The organism is Kitasatospora sp. NPDC049258 (genome assembly GCF_040678895.1).
GTDB lineage: Bacteria > Actinomycetota > Actinomycetes > Streptomycetales > Streptomycetaceae > Kitasatospora.
The window spans coordinates 96,894-114,019 of the sequence record NZ_JBFAQT010000007.1 but is presented as its reverse complement, the minus strand read 5'-3'; the positions used below and the strand labels follow the sequence as shown (position 1 = coordinate 114,019).

General features: G+C 74.1%; 18 protein-coding genes. 8 read left to right on the top strand and 10 right to left on the bottom strand.

Features of this window, described 5'->3' with window-relative positions; all coding sequences use genetic code 11:
* Positions 1–63 precede the first annotated feature (63 nt).
* Together AB0K43_RS08920 and AB0K43_RS08915 are read left to right on the top strand one after the other, a co-directional pair.
* Positions 64–3,273 (top strand): error-prone DNA polymerase, encoded by a 3,210-nt coding sequence (locus AB0K43_RS08920; protein WP_363637355.1) that lies wholly within the window; start codon positions 64–66, stop codon positions 3,271–3,273.
* Between the two features lie 63 nt (positions 3,274–3,336).
* On the top strand, positions 3,337–3,702 hold the full coding sequence (locus tag AB0K43_RS08915) for a hypothetical protein (RefSeq protein ID WP_363637353.1): 366 nt from the start codon (positions 3,337–3,339) through the stop codon (positions 3,700–3,702).
* Here AB0K43_RS08915 and AB0K43_RS08910 read toward each other — a convergent pair.
* Complete coding sequence (locus AB0K43_RS08910) at positions 3,665–3,859, bottom strand: hypothetical protein (RefSeq protein ID WP_350639024.1); 195 nt, start codon at positions 3,857–3,859, stop codon at positions 3,665–3,667. The two genes, AB0K43_RS08915 and AB0K43_RS08910, sit on opposite strands and share 38 nt — an antisense overlap.
* A 177-nt stretch (positions 3,860–4,036) precedes the next feature.
* Positions 4,037–4,786, bottom strand: a complete 750-nt coding sequence (locus tag AB0K43_RS08905) for an SDR family oxidoreductase (protein WP_363637351.1) — start codon at positions 4,784–4,786, stop codon at positions 4,037–4,039.
* 112 nt (positions 4,787–4,898) lie between these two features.
* Between AB0K43_RS08905 and AB0K43_RS08900 the strand changes: the two genes are divergently transcribed.
* Positions 4,899–5,813, top strand: a complete 915-nt coding sequence (locus tag AB0K43_RS08900; protein ID WP_363637349.1) for a LysR family transcriptional regulator — start codon at positions 4,899–4,901, stop codon at positions 5,811–5,813.
* Here the strand turns inward: AB0K43_RS08900 and AB0K43_RS08895 are convergent.
* The 4 genes from AB0K43_RS08895 to AB0K43_RS08880 form a co-directional block, all read right to left on the bottom strand.
* Entirely contained in the window at positions 5,803–6,495 is a 693-nt protein-coding gene (locus AB0K43_RS08895) for an aspartate/glutamate racemase family protein (protein ID WP_363637347.1), read from the bottom strand. The two genes, AB0K43_RS08900 and AB0K43_RS08895, sit on opposite strands and share 11 nt — an antisense overlap.
* A 4-nt stretch (positions 6,496–6,499) precedes the next feature.
* Complete coding sequence (locus tag AB0K43_RS08890; RefSeq protein WP_363637345.1) at positions 6,500–7,225, bottom strand: hypothetical protein; 726 nt, start codon at positions 7,223–7,225, stop codon at positions 6,500–6,502.
* Complete coding sequence (locus tag AB0K43_RS08885) at positions 7,212–8,477, bottom strand: 2-isopropylmalate synthase (RefSeq protein WP_363637343.1); 1,266 nt, start codon at positions 8,475–8,477, stop codon at positions 7,212–7,214. Before AB0K43_RS08885 ends, AB0K43_RS08890 begins: the two co-directional genes overlap by 14 nt.
* 121 nt (positions 8,478–8,598) lie before the next feature.
* Positions 8,599–9,381: a TIGR03084 family metal-binding protein gene (locus tag AB0K43_RS08880; RefSeq protein WP_363637341.1), complete on the bottom strand. Its 783-nt coding sequence runs from the start codon at positions 9,379–9,381 to the stop codon at positions 8,599–8,601.
* 72 nt (positions 9,382–9,453) lie between these two features.
* Between AB0K43_RS08880 and AB0K43_RS08875 the strand changes: the two genes are divergently transcribed.
* Positions 9,454–10,218 (top strand): LuxR C-terminal-related transcriptional regulator, encoded by a 765-nt coding sequence (locus tag AB0K43_RS08875; RefSeq protein WP_363637339.1) that lies wholly within the window; start codon positions 9,454–9,456, stop codon positions 10,216–10,218.
* Here the strand turns inward: AB0K43_RS08875 and AB0K43_RS08870 are convergent.
* The 3 genes from AB0K43_RS08870 to AB0K43_RS08860 all read right to left on the bottom strand — a co-directional run bounded on the left by AB0K43_RS08870 (position 10,206) and on the right by AB0K43_RS08860 (position 13,099).
* Positions 10,206–11,738: an AMP-binding protein gene (locus tag AB0K43_RS08870; protein WP_363637337.1), complete on the bottom strand. Its 1,533-nt coding sequence runs from the start codon at positions 11,736–11,738 to the stop codon at positions 10,206–10,208. The two genes, AB0K43_RS08875 and AB0K43_RS08870, sit on opposite strands and share 13 nt — an antisense overlap.
* A 108-nt stretch (positions 11,739–11,846) precedes the next feature.
* Positions 11,847–12,362, bottom strand: coding sequence for a Uma2 family endonuclease (locus tag AB0K43_RS08865; protein ID WP_363637335.1), 516 nt, complete (start codon positions 12,360–12,362; stop codon positions 11,847–11,849).
* A 134-nt stretch (positions 12,363–12,496) separates the two neighbouring features.
* A complete protein-coding gene (locus tag AB0K43_RS08860; RefSeq protein WP_363637333.1) occupies positions 12,497–13,099 on the bottom strand; it encodes a TetR/AcrR family transcriptional regulator in 603 nt (200 codons plus the stop codon).
* A gap of 106 nt (positions 13,100–13,205) precedes the next feature.
* Between AB0K43_RS08860 and AB0K43_RS08855 the strand changes: the two genes are divergently transcribed.
* On the top strand, positions 13,206–13,628 hold the full coding sequence (locus AB0K43_RS08855) for a DUF4267 domain-containing protein (RefSeq protein ID WP_363637331.1): 423 nt from the start codon (positions 13,206–13,208) through the stop codon (positions 13,626–13,628).
* A gap of 274 nt (positions 13,629–13,902) precedes the next feature.
* Positions 13,903–15,087 carry an acyltransferase gene (locus AB0K43_RS08850; protein ID WP_363637329.1) on the top strand — a complete coding sequence of 395 codons (1,185 nt, stop codon included), beginning with the start codon at positions 13,903–13,905 and terminating at the stop codon, positions 15,085–15,087.
* Positions 15,088–15,129: 42 nt separating this feature from the next.
* On the opposite strand, the gene AB0K43_RS08845 is transcribed toward AB0K43_RS08850, so the two are convergent.
* Positions 15,130–15,915, bottom strand: a complete 786-nt coding sequence (locus AB0K43_RS08845; protein ID WP_363637327.1) for a class III extradiol ring-cleavage dioxygenase — start codon at positions 15,913–15,915, stop codon at positions 15,130–15,132.
* A gap of 119 nt (positions 15,916–16,034) precedes the next feature.
* On the opposite strand from AB0K43_RS08845, the gene AB0K43_RS08840 reads away from it, so the two are divergent.
* Positions 16,035–16,499: a MarR family transcriptional regulator gene (locus tag AB0K43_RS08840; protein WP_363637528.1), complete on the top strand. Its 465-nt coding sequence runs from the start codon at positions 16,035–16,037 to the stop codon at positions 16,497–16,499.
* Between the two features lie 105 nt (positions 16,500–16,604).
* Entirely contained in the window at positions 16,605–17,117 is a 513-nt protein-coding gene (locus AB0K43_RS08835) for a protein phosphatase (RefSeq protein WP_363637325.1), read from the top strand.
* Positions 17,118–17,126 lie beyond the last annotated feature (9 nt).

Here is a 17,126-nt window from a genome sequence, read left to right as displayed (position 1 = left end):
GGACCACTGCCGGGGGGCCCGAGCAGAACCGCACCACCCCCAACCGACGGAGCACCACCCGCGATGGGCTTCACCAGCCACTCCTCGCTCCCCTGGAGCGAACTGCAGCGCCGGATGACCGGATCGGCCGGCGGCAAGGTCCTACCGCTGCGCCGCCCCGGGCCGCCGCCCCGCCCGCCCGAGCCGCCCCGGGGCGCCGTCCCCTGGGCCGAGCTGCACACCCATTCCGCCTTCAGCTTCCTGGACGGTGCCAGCGACCCCGAGGCGCTGGCCGAGGAGGCCGCCCGGCTCGGCATCGAGACCCTCGGCCTGACCGACCACGACGGCCTGCACGGAGTGGTCCGGCTCGCCGCCGCCGCCAAGGAGCACGGCCTGGCCACGGTCTTCGGCGCGGAGCTCTCGCTGGGCCCGGACGACCACCTGCTGGTCCTCGCCCGCAGCCCCGAGGGGTACCGCCGGCTCTCCGCCGCGATCAGCACCGCCCAGCTCAGGGGCGGCGCCAAGAACCGCCCGGCGTACGAGTTCGCCGAGCTCGCCGCCGCCCACGGCGGCCACTGGGCGATCCTCACCGGCTGTCGCAAGGGCCGGGTCCGGGCCGCGCTCGCCGGCCGGGGTGCGGCCGCCGCCGAGCGCGAACTGCGGCTGCTGGCCGAGACGTTCGGCCCGGACAACGTCTTCGTCGAGCTGACCGACCAGCGGCTGCCCGGTGACGACCTGCGCAACGACCAGCTGGCCGCCCTCGCCGCCCGGGCCGCACTTCCCGCCGTCGCCTCCAACAACGTCCACCACGCCGGCCCCGCCCAGGCCCGGCTGGCCCAGAGCCTGGCCGCCCTGCACGACCGCCGCACCCTCCAGGACGCCGCCGGCCACACCTTCGCCGCCGGCACCGCCCACCTGCGCTCCGGCCGGGAGATGGCCGCCCGGCTGGCCCGCTTCCCGGGTGTCCGGGAGGCCACCGTCGACCTCGGCCGGGCCTGCGCCTTCGACTTCGGCGGCCTGGCACCCGAACTTCCCGGCTTCCCCGTCCCGGCCGGCGAGAGCGAGGCGGGCCACCTGCGCGCCCTGGTGGTCGCGACCGGCCCGGTCCGCTTCGGCGCCGGCAACCGCCCCGCCCTCGACCAGCTGGCCCGCGAGCTCGACGTCATCGAACGGCTCGACCTGGCCGGGTACTTCCTGATCGTCCACGACATCGTCGAGTTCTGCCGGCAGCAGGACATCTGGTGCCAGGGCCGCGGCTCGGCCGCCAACTCCGCGGTCTGCTACGCCCTCGGGATCACCTCCGTCGACCCGGTCCACTACGGCCTGCTCTTCGAACGCTTCCTCAGCATCGAACGCGACGGCCCGCCCGACATCGACCTGGACATCGAGAACCGCCGCCGCGAGGAGGTCATCCAGTACGTCTACCGCCGCTACGGGCGCGAGCACGCCGCCCAGGTCGCCAATGTGATCACCTACCGCCCCCGGCTCGCCCTGCGCGACGCCGCCCGGGTGCTCGGCTACCCGATGGGCCAGGTCGAGGCCTTCACCCGGCAGGTCGACTTCCACTCCACCCCGGGCCCGGACGCCGTCATCCCCGCCGACGTGCTCGAACTCGGCCGGCAACTGCACGGCCTGCCCAGGCACCTGGGCATCCACTCCGGCGGCATGGTGCTCACCAGGGACCCGATCGGCGAGGTCTGCCCGGTCGAGTGGGCCCGGATGCCCGGCCGCTCGGTGCTCCAGTGGGACAAGGAGTCCACCGCCGGCGCCGGGCTGGTCAAGATCGACCTGCTCGGCCTCGGCATGCTCTCCGCCCTGCACGACACCTGCGACCTGATCGCCGAGCACCACGGCGACCGCTACGACCTGGCCGGCATCCCCGACGACGACCCGCAGGTGTACGAGATGCTCTGCCGCGCCGACACCGTCGGCCTGTTCCAGGTCGAGTCCCGCGCCCAGATGGCCACCCTGCCCCGGCTGCGCCCGCGCACGTTCTACGACCTGGTGGTCGAGGTCGCCCTGATCCGCCCCGGGCCGATCCAGGGCGGCTCGGTCCACCCCTACCTGCGCCGCCGGGACGGGGTCGAGGCCCCCGACTGCCCGCACCCGCTGATGGAGAAGTCCCTCGGCAAGACCCTGGGGGTGCCGCTGTTCCAGGAGCAGATGATGCAACTCGCCATCGACTGCGCCGGGTTCAGCCCCGCCGAGGCCGACCGGTTGCGCCAGGCGATGGGCGCCAAGCGCTCCCACCAGCGGGTCGCCGAGCTGCGCACCCGGCTGCTGGCGGGGATGGCCGAGCGCGGGATCCCGGCCGAGGTGGCCGAGGAGGTCTACACCAAGATCGAGGCCTTCTCCAACTACGGCTTCCCGGAGTCGCACGCGATCAGCTTCGCCTACCTGGTCTACATCAGCGCCTGGCTCAAGTACCACTTCCCGGCCGCCTTCACCTGCGCGCTGCTGGCCAACCAGCCGATGGGCTTCTACTCGCCGCTCAGCCTGATCGCCGACGTCCGCCGGCACGGGGTGCGGGTGCGCGGGGTCGACGTCAACGCCAGCGCCGCCGGGCCGACGCTGGAACCCGAGGCGGAGCCGTCCGCCCCACCGCCGCTCACCGCGGGCAAGCCGCAGCCGGCGATCCGCCTGGGCCTGGCCACCGTACGGGGCCTCGGCCTGCCGCAGGCCGAGGCGGTCGCCGCCGGCCGGCCGTACGCCGACCTGGAGGACTTCGCCCGGCGCACCGCGCTGTCCGCGCCGCTGCTGGAGGCGCTGGCCACCGCCGGGGCCTTCGGCTGCTTCGGCCTGAGCCGGCGCCAGGCGCTGTGGCTCGCCGGGGTGTACGCCACCGGCGACCCCGGCACCATCCCCGGCACGGCGCCCGGCACCACCGCACCCCCGCTGCCCGTGATGACCCCCACCGAGGAGACCATCGCCGACCTGTGGGCCACCGGCTCCTCCGCCACCAGCCACCCGATGCAGCACCTGCGCGAGGTCCTGCGCCGGGCCGGCGCGCTCACCGCCGCCGAGCTGCACCGGGCCGCCCCGCGCACCCAGGTGATGGTCGGCGGACTGGTGACCCACCGCCAGCGGCCGCCGACGGCGGGCGGGGTGCTCTTCCTCAGCCTGGAGGACGAGACCGGCCTGATCAACGTGATCTGCAGCCGCCCGGTCTGGGAGTCCCACCGCCGCACCGCCCTCGACCGGGCCGGCCTGCTGGTGCACGGCCAGGTCGAACGCGACCACGGCGCCACCAACCTGGTCGCCACCCGGCTCGCCCCGCTGCGGATCGGGGTGTGAGCGACGAGCCGCCCCGCGGCGGTGGGTAGGGTCGGGCGGGTCGCCGACCGGAAGGGGAGAACGGTGCGCAGACTGCGCAGGCTGGCCTTCGACGGGCACGAGTTCCACTGGACGGGCCGGATCGGCCACCTGCGTGACGCGGCCGGCGTGCGGCGCTGCGTGCACCTGCGGGTGCGCAGCGGCAGGCAGGGCAGCCTGCTGGCCGTCACCCTGGTCTCCGTGCCGTCACCTCCGCTCCCCTGGGGAGCGGCCACCGACGGCTCGTACCCGACGCCGCGCGAGGTGCGGACGGTGGTCGAACTCGCCCTGGCCGAGGGCTGGCAGCCGCTCGCCCGGGGCGGTCCCTTCGAGTTGCGCGCGCTGCGGCTCCCCGGCTGGGAGCTCCCGGCGCTCAGCGGGCGTTCCAGTGGGCCGCCTGGGCGAGGCTGACCAGCATGCCGTTGACGGTCGGGGCCACTCCGGTGGAGGCGAGCAGGAAGCCGAACGCCGCGGCGACCAGCGCGGTGGAGACGGTGGAGCGCTGGGCACGGAGGAGGAAGACGAGCAGGACACCGAAGAAGACGACGGCGGAGATCGAGACGATCATGGGCGGTCCTTCCTTGGTACGGTCGGTCCCCGGGTTTCTCACCGCCGCACGCCGTGTCACACACCGATGGCCCGCCCACCACTCCGGTGGACCAGTCCCGCGGCCCCGCGCCCGGCGTGCGGCCGGGCCGGGGCGGCGCGTGGACCCCCGGCCCGCGCCGGGCGCGAGCGCGGGCCCTCAGGCCCGCCCGGTGACGTAGCCGCCATCGACCCGCAGCACATGGCCGGTGGTGAAGGCCGCGCCCGCCAGGTACAGCACCGCGTCGGTGATCTCGGAGACCTCGCCGACCCGGTCGAGCAGGGCGAGGCCGCCGTAGGCGTCCACCTCGGAGCCCTCGTGCAGCGGGGTCCGGATGATCCCCGGGGCCACCAGGTTGACCCGGATCCGGTCGGCCGCCAGCTCGGCGGCGAGACTGACCGTCAGGGCGTGCACGCCGCCCTTGCTGACCAGCGGGGCGGAGGCGGGGAAGCCGCCGACCGCGTGCTCCACCAGGACGGTGCCGATGTTCACCACGCTGCCGCCGCCGCCCTGGCGGCGCAACTGCCGCACCACGGCCTGGGTGGTCAGGTAGGTGCCCTTGAGATTGCCGGTCAGGAAGCCGTCCAGCTCCTCCTCGGTGACCTCGGTGAAGGGCTTGGCGGCGAACGTGCCGGCGTTGTTGACCAGGACGTCGACCCGGCCGAAGCGCTCCACGGCGGTGCGGACCAGGGCCTCGCCGGTCGCCGCGGAGCCGATGCCGCCGACCACCTCGGCGACCCGGTCCGGCTGCCCGAGCAGGGCCGCGGCCTTGGCGAGCCGCTCGGGGTCGCGGCCGTTGAGCACCACGTTGGCGCCCCGGGCCAGGAAGCCGCGGGCGACGTCGAGGCCGATGCCGCTGGACGAGCCGGTGACGATGGCGGTGAGGGATGCGGGTGCGGCTGCGGACATGGTGGAACCTCCGTCGATTCGGTGCGCGGTGCGCGGTGTGATGTCTCAAACCGTAGGTTCGCGCCGAACATAACTCCACGACATGTTTTGGAGCATCAGATAACCTGGCGTTATGGATGTCGATCTGCGCGACCTGGAACTGCTCGACACGGTGTCCGACGCCGGCTCGCTCACCGCCGCCGCCGAGGTCCTCTACGTCAGCCAGCCCGCCCTCAGCCAGCGGCTGACCAGGATGGAGGACCGGCTCGGCGTCCAGCTCTTCGACCGCCAGGGGCGCCGCCTGGTGCCCAACGCGGCGGGCCGGCGGATGCTGCTGGCCGCCCGTCAGGTCTTCGCCGAGCTCGACGCGGCCACCCGGGACCTGCGGGAGATGCGGGACGGCCGCAGCCGCCGGGTGCGGCTCGCCGTCCAGTGCAGCACCACCTTCCAGTGGCTGCCCCCGGTGATCCGCGGCTTCCGGGAGCGCTGCCCGGACAGCGAGGTGCGGATCGAGTCGCTCCCCGGCGACGCCCTGATCACCGCCCTGCTGGAGGACCGGCTGGACGTCGCGCTGATCACCAAGCCGGACCCGCAGATGGACCGGGTCGACCTGCTCCGGCTGTTCGAGGACGAGATGGTCGCCGTGGTCCCCGCCGCCCACCCCTGGGCGGCCCTGCCGTACCTCACCGCGCGCGACTTCGACGACGCCCACCTGGTGCTCTACGACCTCTACGACCAGAGCCGGATCCCCGCCACCCCGCTCCCGATCCCGCACGGCGCCCGGCCGGGCCGGATCACCACCATGCCGGTGATCACCGACCTGGTGATCGAGATGGTGGCAGGCGGCCAGGGCGCGAGCGTCCTGCCCGGCTGGGTCGCCGCGCCGTACGTCGCCTCGCACGGCCTGGCCCTGGTCCGGATCGGGGCGGAGGCGATGTCCCGCACCTGGTACTGCGCCACCCGGCCCGGCGCCCGGCCCGCCCTGGTCCAGGCCTTGGTGGAGGAGCTCACCGAGCGGCTGGGCAAGCCCGTCGCGGTCAGTCCTTGAGCGCCCGCTCCACGGCGGCCCGCGCGTGCAGGCTGGTGGTGGCGAACACCGGGACGGGGCTGTGCTCGGGGCCGATCAGCAGCTCGATCTCGGTGCAGCCCAGCACGATGCCCTGGGCACCGGCCGCCACCAGGTCGGCGATCACCTGCCGGTAGGCGGTCCGGGACTCCTCCCGGACGGTGCCCAGGCAGAGCTCCTGGTAGATCACCCGGTGCACCTCGGCCCGGCCCGCCGCGTCCGGGACCAGCACCTCGAGGCCGTGGCCGGCCAGCCGGTCCCGGTAGAAGTCCTGCTCCATGGTGAACGCCGTGCCCAGCAGCCCGACCTTCCGCAGCCCGGCCGCCAGCACCGCCTCGGCGGTGGTGTCCGCGAGGTGCAGCAGGGGGACGTCGACCGCGGCCGCGACCTGGTCGGCCACCTTGTGCATGGTGTTGGTGCAGATCAGCAGCAGGTCGGCGCCGGCCGCCTCCAGCGACCTGGCGGCCGCGGCGAGCACCTCGCCCGCCTCCGCCCAGCGCCCGGCCACCTGCAACCGCTCGATCTCCGCGAAGTCGACCGAGTACAGCACGCACTTCGCCGAGTGCAGCCCGCCCAGGCGCTCCCGGGTCAGCGTGTTCAGCAGGCGGTAGTACTCCGCCGTCGATTCCCAGCTCATGCCGCCGAGCAGCCCGATCGTCTTCATCGGGTCACTCTGGCACACCCCGCCGCGGGCCGGCCGGGCCGGGCGGGGCCGCGGCGGCCGCACTCGGGGTGCCCAGCCACCGCAGGTAGTGGGCCGGGTCCGGGCCGTGCGCCGCGTCCTGCGCGCCCCGGCGCACCAGCGCCGGACGCCCGTCGGCGGCGATCCGCAGCATGGTGGTGGCGGCATGGGGGCGGCCGTGCTCGCGCAGCGCGTCGCCGTCGAGCACCGGGGCGCGCTCCCCGAACATCGCCGCGGCCCCGGCGGCGGTGGCGGCCGGCGGCCGGCCGGTGCGGTTGGCGCTGCTGACGTACAGCCGGGGGTGGGCCGCGAGCAGCCCGGCCAGCGGTGCCCAGCGGGCGCCGAACAGCAGGGCGTGGCCGTCGCGGACGGCCGGCGCGATCCAGTCCGGCGCCGCGGCGCCCTCCCGCAGCGGGACGAGCAGGGTGACCAGCTCGCGCCGCAGCAGCACGGTGGCCGACCGGATCGCCGCGGGTGTCAGGTCCAGGGCCGGTGCGAGGCCCTCCCAGGCGGCCGCGGCGTGCACCCAGGCGGCGACCTCCTGCCCGGCCGGCCGGCCCTTGGCGGTGTTCACGGCGTACGGGGTGGTGGCGGCCACGACGTAGGTCAGCGGGCTGGGGTTGGGCAGCACGGCGGCGCGGCCGGCGGCCAGGGCGCGACGGACCTCGACGGTGCCGGGCAGATCGGACCGGGGCAGGTCAGGCTCGGGCATCGGGGTTCGCTCCGGCAGGTCGGCGGGCGGCGGCCAGGCCGTCCAGGTAGGCGGCGAAGTCGGCGTCGGGCACCAGCGCCCGGTTGTCCCGGTAGGCGCGGTCCTTGACCCAGGCCAGGGCGGCCGCCGTCGCGTCCCGGTCGAGCCGGTGCCCGAGGCGTTCGGCCACCGCGCGGACCACCCGGCCGCTGGCGAGCTGGGTGAGCACCACCGTCGCCCGGATGCCCAGCAGGCGCTCCGGGTCGTACGGCTGGAACGTCCCGGGGTGGGTGAAGGGCGTCCCGGTGGAGATGGTCCCCACGCCGGTGCCCACGATCGGGGTGGTGACCGTGAGGGGCACCCCGGTCTCCGCCGAGACCATCCGGGCGATGCCCGGCAGCCGGGTGAGGTCGGGCTCGCTCCACCAGGGCCGGCAGCCGGGGCCGAGGACCAGCTCGGCCTTGGCGGGGTCGTGGGCGAGCAGGAAGAGCAGCTGCTCGGTCGCCACCATCCCGCTGCGCTCGGCCATCCCCAGCCAGGAGCAGGCCGCGACCCGCACCCCGCTCTCCAGCGCGGCCAGGGTGTTGGCGAGCCCCAGGCCGAGGTCGTTGTGCAGGTGGGAGACCAGCACCGCGTCCGGACCGGCCCCGGCCGCCACCCGGGCGAACAGCGCGCGGGCCTGGCCGGGCAGCAGGTCCCCGACGGTGTCGGCCAGCACCACCGTCCCGGCGCCCTCGGCGGTCATCGCCCCCGCGTACTCGGCCACCAGGCCGGGGTCCGCCCGCGGCGCGTCGACCAGGCAGACGTCCACGGCCACCCCGTCGGCCCGGCCCACGGCCGACTTGACCAGGTCGAGCCCGTCGGCCAGGGCCTCGCGCGCGCCGCGGTGCACCAGCGCCCGGGCGGTCGCCTCGGAGGCGGCCACGATCACCATCACCCGGGCGTGCGCCGCGCCCCGGACCGCCCCCAGCGCCAGCCGGACGTCCTGCTCGGTGCCCCGGCAGATCGCCGCCGGGCTCACCCACCCGTCGGCCTCCAGCGCGACCCGCCGGGTCGCCTCGTACTCCTGCGCGCACATCGACGGGAAGCCGGCCGCGAACACCACGTGCCGGGGCCCGTCCGGGCCGAACACCGCGCCCTGCTCCCGGGCCAGCCGCACCCGGAACTCCGCGCTCATCAGGGTCTTGGCCTGCGCGCCGTCGCGCGGCGACTCCTCGAACAGCACCACCCGGCCGGCTCGCGCCGACTCCCGCACCACGTCGACCCCGGACATCCGCCCCATCCTCCGCGCGGGCGGACGCCCGAAGCCGCCGCCGAGTGACCAGTCGGAGACGGAGCGTAGAGCAGTCGGGGCGGGCCTGGCGAACCCGCGACCCCGGGCGGCGGACGGTCCGTCAGACCGTGGGCGCACGGCCCTCTCCCGGCGGGCCGGCGAAGGTCTGCGCGATCGGGAGCCAGGCCCGCGCGGTCGGGCCGGTGGCGGTCAGCGCCAGGTCGTCGCGGTGACGGCGCTGGGTGACCAGCAGGCAGAAGTCGAGCGCCGGGCCGCTCACCCGGTCGGCCGCCCCGGGGTCGCCCCAGGTCCACGACCCGCCGTCCGGCGCCACCAGTTCGACCCGGAACGGGCGATCCGCCGGCAGGCCGTGCAGGGTGAGCGCGAAACCGATGGTGCGCACCCCGAGATGGGCCACGTGCCGCAGCCGGCCGCTCGGCGCCCGGACCGCGCCGAGCGCGTCCGCGACGTCCTGGCCGTGCGCCCAGGTCTCCATCAGCCGGGCCGTCGCCATCGAGGCGGGCTTCATCGGCGGCCCGAACCAGGGCAGCTTGACGTCCGCGGGGACGGCCGCCAGCGCCGTCGCGAGCTGCTCCCGCCCCTCCCGCCAGCGGCCCAGCAGCTCGGCCGGCGCCTCGCCGACCCCCTCGGCGGCGCCGCGCTCGACCGCGTCGAACCCGGCCTCGAACTCCCGCCGCACCGCGGCCGCGAACCCGTCCGGGTCGGTGGCCGCCAGCAGCGACCAGCGGTCCGTCCAGGCGAGGTGGGCGAGCTGGTGGGCGATGGTCCAGCCGGCCGCCGGGGTGTCGGCGGCCAGCGCGGCCCGGTCGAGACCGGCGACCAGCGCGTCCAGCTCGGCGCTCTCCGCCCGCAGGTCGTCCAGCAGCGGCTTCAGGTCTGCCATGGTGTGTACTCCTCGATGGACGGAAGGGCAGCAGGACTCCCCAACTCCCGCGGCCCGTGTGACAATCGCCCGGTGATCGGGGCGACGGAGGACATCCCTACCCGGGCCGCCGGGCTCGACGCCCGGGCCGCCGAGCTGGTCCGGCAGGCCGTCCTCGGCGACCTGGCCGGCCGGGTGGTGGCCGAGTGCGGCGCGGACGTCGGCCTGGTCGGCGTACCGGACCGGGCGGACCGGCCCGGCCGGATGGTGCTGCGGCACTGGGCGGGCACCCGCGCCGACCTGCTGCACGATCTGGAGGTCCCGATCGGCACCGGCCTCGGCGGCCGGGCCCTGGCCGAGCGGGCCCCCACCTGGGTGCCCGACTACCGCGCCGCGACCACCATCTCGCACCAGTACGACGACGCGGTGCACGCCGAGGACCTGTACGCGATGCTCACCGTCCCGCTGGTGCAGGGTGGTGCGGTGCACGGGGTGGTGTACGCCTCGCTGCGGGCGGTGGTGTCCTTCGGCGACGTCCGGATCGACTCGGTGGCCCGGCTCGCCGCCGCCGCTACCCGGGCGCTGGCCGGGGCCGCGGCCTGGTGCGAGGAGCCGGACCGGCCGCTGCCGGACCGGCCGCCGCCGGCCGGGCTGACCCCGCGCGAGCGGGAGGTGATCCGCTGGGCGGCGACCGGCCGGAGCAATCCGGAGATCGCCGACCGGCTCGGCCTCAGCTGCCACACCGTCACCGGCTACCTGAAGAGCGCCATGCACAAGATCGGCGTCCGCAACCGGGTCGAACTCGCGCTGTTCGCCCGCGACTTCGGGCTGATCGGCCGGCCCGGTCAGTTGACCTGACGGGTGCGCCCCTCCCAGTAGGGCTCGCGCAGCCGGAACTTCTGCAGCTTGCCGGTCGCGGTGCGCGGCAGGGTGTCCCGGAGCTCCACCGAGGTCGGCGACTTGTAGCCGGCCAGCCGCTGCTTGCAGTGCGCGATCAGCCCGGCCTCGGTGGCCGCGGCGCCCTCCCGCAGCACCACCAGCGCCTTCACGGTCTCGCCCCAGCGCTCGTCCGGCACCCCGATCACGGCCACCTCGGCCACCGCCGGGTGGTCGTACAGGCAGTCCTCCACCTCGATCGAGGAGACGTTCTCGCCGCCGGAGATGATCACGTCCTTCTTCCGGTCCGAGATCGAGAGGTACCCGTCGGTCAGCGTGCCGCCGTCCCCGGTGTGGAACCAGCCGTCCCGGACCGCCTCGGCGGTCGCCTCCGGCTGCTGCCAGTAGCCCTCCAGCACCACGTTGGAGCGGACCAGCACCTCGCCCTGCCCGTCCACCCGCACCTGGCTGCCCAGCGCGGGCGCGCCCGCCTGCACCAGCCGCTCGGCCCGCTCCGCCGCCGGCAGCGCGTCCCACTCGGCCCTGGTCCGGTTGGCCGTCACCAGCGGCGAGGTCTCGGTCAGCCCGTAGATCTGCATGAACTCCCAGCCCAGCTCGCTCTCGATGCGCTGCACCATCGAGGTCGGCGGGGGAGCCCCGGCCACGATCATCCGCACCCGGTCCCGGCCCGGCACCGGCCCGTCCCACTCGGCCGCCGCGTCCAGCACCATCGCCGCCACGGCCGGCGCCCCGGACAGGAAGGTCACCCCGTGCCGCTCCACCCGCCGCAGGATCTCCGCGCCGTCGACCTTGCGCAGCACCACGTGCTGCGCGCCGAGGCCGGTCAGCGCGAACGGCAGGCCCCAGCCGTTGGCGTGGAACATCGGCAGCGTGTGCAGGTAGACGTCGCGGTCGCTCGCACCGAAGTGCAGGCCCATCAGCACCGCGTTCAGCCAGATGTTGCGGTGCGTCAGCTGAACGCCCTTGGGGCGCGCGGTCGTTCCACTGGTGTAGTTGATCGTGGCGGTCGCCGACTCGGGCACCTCGTACGGCACCGGCTCCCGGTCGAAGTCGTACAGCAGCGCGTCGCTCTGCGCACCCAGCACGAACCGGTGCTTGACCGCGACCCCGGCCAGCGCCTGGTCCAGCTCCGGATCGACCAGCAGCACCGAGGCGCCGCTCTGCTCGACGATGTACGCGACCTCCTCGGCCCGCAGCCGGAAGTTGATCGGCACCAGCACCCGGCCGCTGCCGCTCACCCCGAACAGCGAGGCCATCAGGCGGGCGGAGTTGTGCGAGACGATCGCCACCCGCTCGCCCGGCCCCACCCCGAGGCGGTCCAGAGCGGCGGCCTGCGCGCGGGCGAGCTCGCCCAGCCGGCGGTAGGTCAGCTCGCCCCAGGAGGCCGCCGGCTGGGCCGGCTCGTCGATGATCCCGACCCGGTCGCCGTAGACCAGCTCGGCCCGGTGGAGGAAGTCCAGCACGGACAGTGGAGTCTGCATGGGCCCACTCTGCCCGCCGTGCCGAGCGTCCCGACACCCCCGATCGGGGGTGTTACCCGAAGGGAGTACCGCCGCCGCGGACACCGGCCCGGTCGACCCCCCCCGGGGTCAGAGCACGCTCAGCTCGCACTCCACGGCGAGCGGCACCACGGCCTTCACCGAGCCGGTGAACACCTCGCCCTCCCGGTAGCACCTGCTCGCCGGATCGAGCAGGTAGGTGTACACCGGCTCGGTGAAGGCCGTCGCGGCCTGCTCGACCCGCCAGTAGAACGGGATGCCCGCTTTGGCGTACTGATCCGTCTTGACGACCCGGTCGGTGGTCTCCGAACCCGGCGAGACCACCTCGACGACCAGCAGCGCGTGTTCCGGGCGGGTGGGCGTGACGTCGATGGTGTCGGCGCGGTACACCACCACGTCCGGGAGCCGGTTGGTGAGCGGGACGTCGTGCAGCCGGAGGTCGAAGTCGGTGTCGGCGTTCCGGTCCGGGCCCGCCGCGGCGTCCAACGCGTTCGCCAGCACCCTGGCGAGGCGGTTGTGGCGCTTCGACGTGCCGGGGCTCATGTCGTACTGCTCGGCGCTGACCTGCGCGTGCATCCAGGCGGGAGCGACCATCTCCGAGGTCATGACCTACCTCCGATGCGGGCTCGGCTCGTCTGCGGTCAGCCTACTGTGCCGGGCGCTTCTGCCCCGGCCGTCCGGGAAAGCTGCGCCCGGGGCTCGTCGGGCTCGTCGGGCCCGTCGGGGCTCGTCAGGGCTCGTCAGGGGCGGGGGAGTGCGGGCAGGGCGAGCAGTTGACCCACCAGCAGGTCGACCCGTCGGGCCTGCTGCGCCAGGTCGAGGCGGCCACCGCGGGCGAGGGTGACCAGGCCGTGCAGGGCGGCCCAGCCGACCTCGACGAAGAGCACCAGGTCGCGGCCGGCGGCCAGCGGGCCGAGCACGTTGCCCAGTTCCGCGAAGGCGGCCTGGAGCGGGGCGGGGGCGCTCTCCGGGCCGAACGGGAGGTCGGTGGCCAGGGTGAACATCGCCTCGTAGAGGGCGGGGCCGGCCGTGGCGAAGTCGACGTAGGCGTGGGCCACGGCGGCGAGGGCGGTGGCGGGGTCGGTGCTGCTGCGGCGGGCGACGGCCAGGGTGGCGGTCAGCTCCCCGAAGCCCTCCAGGGCCACGGCCGTCACGATGGCGGTCCGGTTGGCGAAGTGGCTGTAGAGCACGGGCTGGCTGTACTCGATCCGCTCCGCGAGGCGGCGGGTGGTGACGGCCTCCCAGCCCTCGGCCTCGGCGAGTTCCCTGGCCACCCGGACGATCAACGACTGGCGGTCGGCGCGCTCGCGCTCGCGGCGCTGCTGTGTCGGCTGTGTCGGCATGAGCCCGATCCTAGCAGTGCTAGATATCCGAGCGGCGACAGTGCTAGCGTTGCTATTGAACCTAGCGCCGCTAGATCGGCGGCGCCGACGAGGGAGGGACCCCGCCATGCGCAAGAACCGTTTCGCCTCCGGCCTGGCCACCGGCATCACGCTGCTCGGCGGCCTGGGGATCATCGCCGTCGGCCTTCGCTTCCTGATCGCCCCGGAGGCCGGCGCCGCCGGCTTCGGCGTCACCCCGCCGACCGGCGACGCCCTCGGCTACCTCGACGTCAAGGGCATCCGCGACATCGTCTCCGGCCTGGTCGTCCTCATCCCGCTCGCACTCGGCCTGCGCCGCGCCCTCGGCTGGACCCTGCTCGCCGCCGCCCTCACCCCGGCGACCGACGCCGTCATCGTGCTCAGCCACGGCGGCAGTGCCGCCGTCGCCTACGGCATCCACGCCGCGACAGTCGCCGCCCTACTGCTCGCCGCCGGCCTGCTGCTCCGCGAGACCCACCCGACCGCCGCCACCGAAACGCCCGCCCGCTAGCCGCATCCACCGCCCGGCGGCCGCGTCCAATCCGGGCCCGGAGCGCCCCGAACCGTCGATTCGCCGACGATCCGCCATGACCTTTCACTCATCAGTCACCAAAACGGTCATAGCGTATCTTTGCGGAATTTCCACCCCGATCGGCTGCCGGTCAAGGCCGATCTCCGGGGCTCCGGGCCGATGCCGGCACCGCTCGGCCGACCGGCTAAAGTGCGCACAGACCTTCCCCGCCGTGCCGGGGGCAGCCCGGGACAGAGTGCGCCGAGGATTCACCATGCCAGACAGTTCTTCCCTCCTGGAGCGGGAGCCGTCGAATTCGGCGGAATCCGCGACGGGTCTCATTCCCGCCCCCGGTTCCCCGGAAGGCGGGAATCCGCTTCGCCCGGCGAAGGCCGCCGCGAAGTCCTCGAGAATCTACGTGCTGGACGGACTGAGACTCGCCGCCGCCCTCGCGGTGCTCTATTTCCACTACCTGGGTGGATCGGGCAACAGCCTGTGGGGGGATTCGGCGAGCCGGCTGCACCGGCTGCACCGGGTCGCCGAATACGGCTGGCTCGGGGTCATGGTCTTCTACATGATCAGTGGCTTCGTCATCTGCATGTCCAGCTGGGGGAGGTCCCTCCAGGACTTCTGGAAGGGGCGGATCCTGCGCCTCTTCCCCCTCTACTGGTTCGCGGTGGTGCTCTCCACGGTGTTCCTGCGCTACACCCCGCACCAGCCGGGGGAGCCGCACATCACGCTCACCCAGATGCTGACCAACCTGACCATGCTGCAGGAGCCGCTGGGCACGGCCAGCGTGGACGTCGTCTACTGGACCCTCTGGATCGAGCTGCGCTTCTACATCATCTTCTCGCTGGTGGTGTGGATGGGCACCAACTACCGCCGCGTCGCCAGCTTCTGCTGGATCTGGGCGATCACCTCGGTGCTCGCGCCTTCGGCCGGAATTCCCCTGCTCGAATTGCTGACCGTCCCGCTGTGGGCGCCGTTCTTCATTGCCGGCACCGCTTTCTACCTGGTCCGCCAGCAGGGCCGGCTGAACGGCGAGCTGATCGGCCTTCTCGCGCTCTCCTGGCTGCTGATGCAGCGCCGGATGAACGACATCGTCACCAATCACGGCACGGTCGGCATTTCGGTGGTCGTGATGACCATGATGTACGTGCTGATGCTGCTCATCGCCCTGGGGAAGCTGGACCGGATCCAGTGGCGCTGGCTGCCGATCGCCGGCGCGCTCTCCTATCCGCTCTATCTCGTCCACCAGTGCATCGGGGTCAGGCTGATCCAGATGTTCCACGCCAAGGTGGGCGCCTTCTCGCTGCTTGCGGCGCTCACGGTCGGGATGCTGGTGGCAGCCTGGCTGGTGCACCGCTTCGTCGAGCGGCCCGCCACCCGGCTGGTGCGCCGGCTGATGCAGGCCGGGGTGGCCACGGAGCCCGCAGCCGTGGCGCCGCAAGCCCGCTGACCTGCCCGCCCGGCCGGGTCCTGGGTGTCGCCGGGGCCCGGCTCAGCCGAGCTGGATCGAGCGTTTGGCGAGGCCCATCCAGAAGCCGTCGATCACGCTCCGCTGGCTGCCGAGGTCGGCCTCGCCCGCGCCGAGGGTGACGAAGAGCGGGGCGAAGTGTTCGGTCCGGGGGTGGGCGAGCCGGCCGGCGGGTGCCTTGTGCTCGAAGTCGAGCAGGGCGTCCAGGTCCTGTGCGGCGAGCGCGCGCCGGCCCCAGTCGTCGAACTCCGCCATCACCGAGGAGACCTCCCCGGTCATGCTGAGCGCGCGCAGGTTGTGGGTGAAGAACCCGCTGCCGACGATCAGGACGCCTTGGTCCCGCAGCGGGGCCAGCCGGCGGCCGATCTCCATCAGCCGCTGCGGATCCAGCGTGGGCAGCGAGATCTGCAGCACCGGGATGTCGGCCGCCGGGAACATCTCGACCAGCGGCACGTACGCGCCGTGGTCCAGGCCCCGGTCCGGGATGTCCTGCACGGGGGTGCCGGCGGTGCGCAGCAGCTTGCGGACGTCGTCGGCCAGCCCGGGCTCGCCGGGAGCGGCGTAGTCGACCCGGTAGTACCGCTCGGGGAAGCCCCAGAAGTCGTACACGAGCGGAACGGTGGTGGTGGCGCCGAGTGCGAGCGGTGCCTCCTCCCAGTGGGCGGACACCATCAGGACGGCCCGCGGCCGGGGCAGCTCGGCGGACCAGGCGGCCAGCTGGCCGGGCCAGACCGGGTCGTCGGCGAGCGGCGGGGCGCCGTGCGAGAGGTAGAGCGCGGGCATGCGCCCGGCGGTGGCGGCGGTGCTCATGTCCGGGGCTCCTCGGGTTCCGGTCGACAGGATGGTTCAAATTTGAACCTCACGCTGTCGAAGGTACACCTGAGTTCGAATTTGAACAACAGGGGTACCATGCACCCATGGACCGACCCCTGGACCAACCCCGATGGCTGGACGAGCGCGAGATGGCCGCCTGGCGCGGGTTCGTCGCGGCCAGCAACCTGGTCGCCCGCCACGTGGAGCGCCAGCTCAAGGAGGACGCGGGGCTCTCGCACACCCAGTACGAGATCCTGGTCCAGCTCTCCGCGGCCCCGGACGGCGCGCTGCGGATGACCGACCTCGCCGACCGGCTGGTCACCTCCAAGAGCGGCCTCACCTACCAGGTCACCCAGCTGGAGAAGGCCGGGCTGGTCGCGCGCCGCTCCTGCGCCAGCGATGTCCGGGGTGTCTTCGCCGAGATCACCGACGAGGGCTGGCGGACGCTGCGCGCCGCCGCGCCGGGCCACGTCGCCGCCGTCCGCGAGGCGCTGATCGACATCCTCACCCCCGAGCAGCTGGCCGCCGTCGCCGACAGCCTCGGCACGGTCAGCGACCACCTGCGCGGCAGTGACGGCTGACCCCGGCCCCCGATCACCGGCCTCCCGGCCCGCCCCCACCGCCGTACCGGAACCCCGTCCGGGCGGCGGCCGTTGACCGTGCGGCCGAGCGAACGGGAGTGGCGCATGAGGACACGGCAGCGCGAGTACGACATCGAGCCGCCCCGGGCCCCGTGGAGCGAGATCCGGGCCGGGCTGTGGATGGGCGGTCACTACTGGTTCGACCCCGCGGGTGAGATGCAATCCGTCGTGGTGGACGACGAGTTCGACCTGGTGGTCAGCCTCTTCACCCGCCCGGGCCACGGGCCCGCCCCCGGGGTCGAGCACCACGTCGCCGAGCTGCCCGACGCGCCGCTGTGCTCCCGCGAGTTGGCGCGGGTCTGCGAGCTGGCCGAACTGGCCGCGCGCGCCGTACGGGACGGGCGGACGGTGCTGGTGCGCTGCCACGCCGGCTACAACCGCTCCGGGCTGGTGGTCGCCCAGACCTTACGGCTGCTCGGCCTCGACACGGCGGCGGCGGTCGAGTCGATCAGGCGCCACCGCTCACCCTGGGCGCTCAACAACACGGTGTTCGAGCAGTACCTCGCCGTCGGGCTGGACATCGCCGCCCTGCTGGCCGGCCTGGAGGAGCCGGTCTGAGCCGCTGGG